Origin of the sequence: uncultured Clostridium sp. (genome assembly GCF_947036855.1) — a bacterium.
Taxonomy (GTDB): domain Bacteria; phylum Bacillota; class Clostridia; order Clostridiales; family Clostridiaceae; genus Sarcina.
On the sequence record NZ_CAMQRY010000136.1, the window covers coordinates 1 to 5,848 of the forward strand.

At 27.1% G+C, this 5,848-nt stretch carries 7 protein-coding genes; 5 read left to right on the forward strand and 2 right to left on the reverse strand.

The genetic code is table 11. From position 1 onward, the window contains the following. Positions 1 to 35: 35 nt before the first annotated feature. From pta to scpB, 3 genes are all read left to right on the forward strand, one after another. Positions 36 to 1,058, forward strand: a complete 1,023-nt coding sequence (gene pta / locus Q0V15_RS11155; protein WP_297439005.1) for a phosphate acetyltransferase — start codon at positions 36 to 38, stop codon at positions 1,056 to 1,058. A gap of 104 nt (positions 1,059 to 1,162) precedes the next feature. Then, positions 1,163 to 1,912: a segregation/condensation protein A gene (locus Q0V15_RS11160; protein WP_297439007.1), complete on the forward strand. Its 750-nt coding sequence runs from the start codon at positions 1,163 to 1,165 to the stop codon at positions 1,910 to 1,912. Then, complete coding sequence (gene scpB, locus Q0V15_RS11165) at positions 1,909 to 2,472, forward strand: SMC-Scp complex subunit ScpB (RefSeq protein WP_297439009.1); 564 nt, start codon at positions 1,909 to 1,911, stop codon at positions 2,470 to 2,472. Before Q0V15_RS11160 ends, scpB begins: the two co-directional genes overlap by 4 nt. A 44-nt stretch (positions 2,473 to 2,516) precedes the next feature. Here scpB and ytfJ read toward each other — a convergent pair whose 3' ends face one another. Both ytfJ and Q0V15_RS12990 read right to left on the reverse strand, forming a co-directional pair. After that, positions 2,517 to 2,948, reverse strand: coding sequence for a GerW family sporulation protein (gene ytfJ / locus Q0V15_RS11170; protein ID WP_297439011.1), 432 nt, complete (start codon positions 2,946 to 2,948; stop codon positions 2,517 to 2,519). Next, a complete protein-coding gene (locus Q0V15_RS12990; RefSeq protein ID WP_367173772.1) occupies positions 2,938 to 3,522 on the reverse strand; it encodes a DUF2953 domain-containing protein in 585 nt (194 codons plus the stop codon). The genes ytfJ and Q0V15_RS12990 overlap by 11 nt, the downstream gene beginning before the upstream one ends. 107 nt (positions 3,523 to 3,629) lie before the next feature. Between Q0V15_RS12990 and Q0V15_RS11175 the strand changes: the two genes are divergently transcribed. Beyond that, on the forward strand, positions 3,630 to 4,430 hold the full coding sequence (locus Q0V15_RS11175; RefSeq protein ID WP_297439014.1) for a D-alanyl-D-alanine carboxypeptidase family protein: 801 nt from the start codon (positions 3,630 to 3,632) through the stop codon (positions 4,428 to 4,430). A 267-nt stretch (positions 4,431 to 4,697) separates the two neighbouring features. Then, positions 4,698 to 5,848: phosphopentomutase (locus Q0V15_RS11180; protein WP_297439016.1), on the forward strand; the 1,151-nt coding region annotated here is incomplete at its 3' end.

A 5,848-nucleotide genomic window follows, 5' to 3' on the forward strand; every position in this document is an offset into this window, starting at 1 on the left:
ATATAATTAAAATGTATTTTAGTGAGGGGTGTATTATGAAACTAATAGAAAAATTATATGAGATAGCCAGAAGTGATATACAAAGAATTGTACTGCCAGAGGGAGAAGAGGAAAGAACAATAATTGCAGCGTCTAAAATCAAAGAAAAAAAATTAGCAGAGCCAATATTAATAGGGAATGAAGAAGTAATTTTAAATTATGCGAAAAAAATGAATATAAATATGAGTGATATAAAAATTATAGATCCAGAAGTTTCAAAAGATTTAGAAGGGTATATTAATAAATTTTATGAGTTAAGAAAAAATAAAGGAATTACACCTGAAAAGGCGAGATATATAGTAAGTGATCCTTTATATTTTGGAACAATGATGCTTAAATGTGGTGATGCTGATGGTATGGTATCAGGTGCTATTCATACAACAGGGGATTTATTAAGACCTGGACTTCAGATAATTAAAACAAATCCACAAATATCTATTGTTTCAAGTTTCTTTATTATGGTTGTACCTCATTCAAAATATGGAGAAGAGGGAATATTATTATTTTCAGATTGTGCAGTAAATCCAAATCCAAACTATAAGGAGCTTGCAGAAATAGCAATAGCAACTGCTGATACTGCAAGGGATATATGTAATATTGAGCCAAGAGTTGCAATGCTTAGTTTTTCAACTATGGGTTCTGCTGATAATGAGATGGTTGAAAAAGTTAGAATGGCTACAGAACTAGCAAAGAAATTAAAACCAGATTTACTTATTGATGGAGAATTACAGCTTGATGCAGCGATAGTTCCAGCAGTAGCCAATCAAAAAGCTCCAAATAGTCAAGTTGCTGGAAGAGCAACAGTTCTTATATTTCCAGATTTGCAATCAGGTAATATTGGATATAAATTAGTTCAAAGATTTGCAAATGCTGATGCAATAGGGCCAATATGTCAAGGCTTTGCAAAACCAATTAATGATTTATCACGTGGATGTACATCTGATGATATTGTAAACGTTGTTACAGTAACAGCTGTTCAAAGTAAATATCAAAATATCAATGAAAAAAAATCTAATTAAAATTTTTAGAAATTAGAAACATTTATTTATACAATATTATTGCTTTTATAACAAAAAATTTGATATTATATTACTTGATACTTATTTAGTTAGGAGTATATTATATGAAAATGCCAATTATTAAAATTTCTAATTTTGATGGACCATTTGATTTATTATTGCATCTTATAAAAAAGCATGAAATGAATATAAATGATATAAAGATTTTAGATGTTATAAATCAATATTTAGAGTATATTGCAGTTATGAAAGAAATGGATTTAGAAATTACATCTGAATTTATAGTTATGGCAGCAACACTTTTAGAAGTAAAGTCTAAATCATTATTACCAAAAGAAAGAATTACAAACGAAGTTGCTGAAGTAGATTTAGAAGAAGAACTTAAAAATAAACTTATAGAGTATACAAAATTCAAGGAGATTTCAGCTTTTTTTAAGAGAAAAGATTTAATGTATGGTGAGATATATACCAAGAAGGCTGAGATAATAGAAGATTTTACAGAAGTTAAAGTTGATCTTTCATTCCTAGATAACATAAATATGAAAATGCTTTATGAAATTTATAAAAATCTTATTCAAAGATATAATGATAAACAAAATACAAATAATATAATTGAAAGAAAAATAAATGTAGATAAATATAAAGTAAATGATAAGATGGTCTTTATAAGAAGTAAAATGAAGTTAAATAGCATTATAAGATTTTCAGATTTATCGTTTAATTGTGAATGCAAATTAGAGATTGTAGTTACATTTTTAGCATTATTAGAGATGATAAAGCTTGAAGAGGTAAAAATAATGCAATATGATAACTTTGAAGAAATAATAATAGAAAAGGTTGATATAATATTATGAGTGAAACAATAGAACAGATAGAATTTGAAGAGATATCTAATAGAAATAAAATATATTCTGTTATAGAATCATTATTATTTGTTTCAGGAGAGCCTCTTCCACCAAGTGAGATAGCTAGGGTTATAGATTATAACGTAGTAGATACAATAAACTTTTTAAGAGATATGAGCATTTTATTTGAATCTTCAGAAGAGAGAGGACTTAAACTTATATCAGTAAATGGGAATTATCAATTAGTAACTAAAAATGAAAATAGTGCATTTATACAAAAGCTACTTAAAAAGAATGTAAGACAATCACTATCTCAAGCATCACTCGAAAGTCTTGCAATTATATCATATAAGCAGCCTGTTACAAGAATAGAAATTGATGAAATTAGGGGTGTTAAGAGTGATAGTGCCCTGCAAAGACTTATAGAGAAAAATTTAATTGAAGAAACAGGTAGGAAAGATGTTATAGGAAGACCTATATTATATGGAACAACTGATGAGTTCTTAAGACATTTTGCCTTAACTGATATAGATGAATTACCTAATTTAGATTTATATAATATTGAATAAATAATAAAACTATAGGATGTAGCAGTTAGCTACATCCTATAGTTTTATTTTAAATCATCACAACAAACAGTTTCTTTATCTTTACACTTATCTTTATTCTTACATAAAAAGTCTTTAAGTGTATCAATAAGTTGTGGGATTTTATCAACAATTCTATCATATGTATTATTTTGATCAACTGGTAATAGTTTGACATTATCACCTTTAATAATTAAAAATGCAACAGGTTTTACTGTAACACCAGACCCTGAACCACCACCAAATGGAAATCTTCCATCAGGTGTTAAACTATTCTTATCTTTTGGAAATTCTGAACCACCTGATGCAAATCCAAAGGAAACTTTTGATATTGGTAAGATAAAACTACCATCAGGTGTTTCTATACCATCTCCAATGACTGTATTTACGTCTATCATGTCTTTTAAATTTTCCATTGTAGATTTCATTAGATTTTCTATAGGATGCTTAAACTCCATAATTATCCCCTAAAGGGGCACCTCCTTTTAATTTTAAATTTTTAAATAAAATAAATGCTATAAATATAATCTGTGTAAAATTAATATATAATATACAATTAAATTTTAAATTAACAAATATATCTGAATTAAAACTCGGTTCTATAGACGTATTTATGCTTTTAAAATTAAAAAATAAATTAAAACAACTTGATATAAGGTAAAATATTGTATTTACACCAGCAAAGGATTGAGCTGTGAGAGCTGCATCATTTAATGAGTAATTCAATTTAAAATCAAAGTTTAATTTAGGTTTATATTTATTATTTATCAAATCATAAAATAAATTCTTTTTTGCTATTGTTATTTTTTTTAGATTTTTTGAAAGAAAACCTTTATTTGATTTTTTAGATACATCTTTTTCTTTTTTATTTTTATCATCAGAAGTATCTTTTTTCTTTTTTTCTTTTCTTGGGAAAATTTTAAAGTTAAAAATTTTTATAGATAAAGTATTATCATAAAAAAGTATAGCTAATTTTATTTTTATAGGTAAAAATAAAATAATTAACAAAATTAGGATTAATATATATATCATAGAATCGCCTCCATATATTATTTATTTGCAAAAATTAAAATTATATTTATTTAATTTTTGAGAAAGCTAATAATATATATAAATAATTAAGAATAGGAGTGGTTACTATGAAAAAAATAACATATGTATTATTAGCCGTATTAATACAAATGCTATTTATAAATACAAAAGCATATTCGACAGATTTAATTCCTAATACACATTATGCAATAGTTTTAGATAGTAAAGATAATACTGTTTTATATGAGAAAAAAGGGCATGAAAACATAGCTATGGCAAGCACAACAAAAATAATAACATCATTGATAGCACTTAATTATTGTGATTTAAATGAAACAGTTACAATATCTAAACATGCAAATTCTGTTAGAGGTGCAAAGGTTGGGTTTTCAAATGATGAAAAACTACCAATGAGAGAACTTGTATATGGGCTTATGCTTAGGTCTGGAAATGATGCAGCAATTGCAATAGCAGAGCATATAGGAGGATCAGTTAAAGGCTTTTCAAAAGTAATGAATGATTTTTCTAAAACAATAGGTTTAATTGATACTAATTTTGAATCACCACATGGACTTGATAGCTCTATGCATTTTTCAAGTGCATATGATTTAGCAATTGCAAGTTCAAAAGCTATGGAAAATAAGATGTTTAATCAAATTGTTAGCACTAAAGAAATTACGAGAGCAGAAAGTGGATTTTCAAGAGATTATAGAAACATTAATAAAATACTTTGGAAAATACCAAATGCAAATGGGATAAAAACAGGCTATACTGGTCAAGCAGGTAAATGCCTTGTAACATCAGTAAAGTATGAAGATAGAAATTTAATAATAGTTGTTTTAAATTCACCTAATAGATGGGAAGATACAGAAACTTTATATCAGCATGTTATAAAAAATGTTATATAGTTTAAAGAAAGTTAATATTAACATTAAACAAATGATTTAATATTTGAAAGATAACTAACAAAGTTTTAAAAAAATGTTAGTTATCTTTATTTATTATGAAAACATTTACTCAATTCGAGTGAATTTGACAAATTTCTTGTAATCGATTGTGTGTTTTTGCTTTATTTGATATTATTAATACATAGAATATTTAGAAAAAGAAATTAAAATTAAAATTGAATTTTTGTTTTGAATATAGATTTTTTTATTTTAGGAGGTAAATGAATTATGAAGAAATATAATAGAATTTTTACAATAGTAATAGACTCATTAGGTGTTGGAGAAATGCCTGATGCAAATAAGTTTGGGGATTACAATGTTGATACTTTAGGGCATATAGCAGATTCTGTAGATAGCTTTAAAATACCTAATCTACAAAAAATAGGAATGGCTAACTTACACAAGGTAAAACATGTTGCTCCACTTGATAATCCAATGGGATACCAATTTAAAATGGCGGAGGCTAGTAATGGTAAGGATACAATGACTGGGCATTGGGAAATGATGGGGCTTGAAATAGTTGTACCATTCCAAACATTCACAGATACTGGATTCCCAAAAGAGCTTTTAGATGAGTTAGAAGCTAGAACTGGTCATAAAATAGTTGGAAATAAAAGTGCTAGTGGTACTGAAATATTAGATGAACTTGGTGAACATCAAATGAAAACTGGGGATATGATAGTTTATACATCTTCAGATTCAGTATTACAAATTTGTGGACATGAAGAGACTTTTGGTCTTGAAGAATTGTATAGATGTTGTGAAATAGCTAGAGAATTAACAATGAAACCAGAATGGAAAGTTGGAAGAATAATAGCTAGACCATATCTTGGAGCTAAAAAAGGTGAATTTAAACGTACAAGCAATAGACATGACTATGCATTACAACCATTTGGGAAAACTGCATTAGATGTATTAAAAGATAAAGGACTTGAAGTTATATCTGTTGGTAAAATCAAAGATATATTTGATGGAGAAGGAATAACAGAAGGATTTAAATCAAAAAGTTCAGTTCATGGAATGGAGCAAACTATAGAATTACAAGCTAGAGATTTTAAAGGTCTTTGTTTTGTTAACTTAGTTGATTTTGATGCTCTTTGGGGACATAGAAGAAATCCTGTTGGTTATGCAAAAGAATTAGAAATGTTTGATGTTAAACTTGGTGAGTTTTTATCAAATATGAAATCTGATGATTTATTAATAATAACAGCAGATCATGGAAATGACCCAACTTATAAAGGTTCAGACCATACAAGAGAATATGTTCCATTTATAACATACTCTCCAGCTATGACAGAATCAAAAGTTTTAAAAATAGCAGATAACTTTGCAACTATCGGAGCTACAGTAGTTGAAAACTTTGGATATAAAATGCCAGA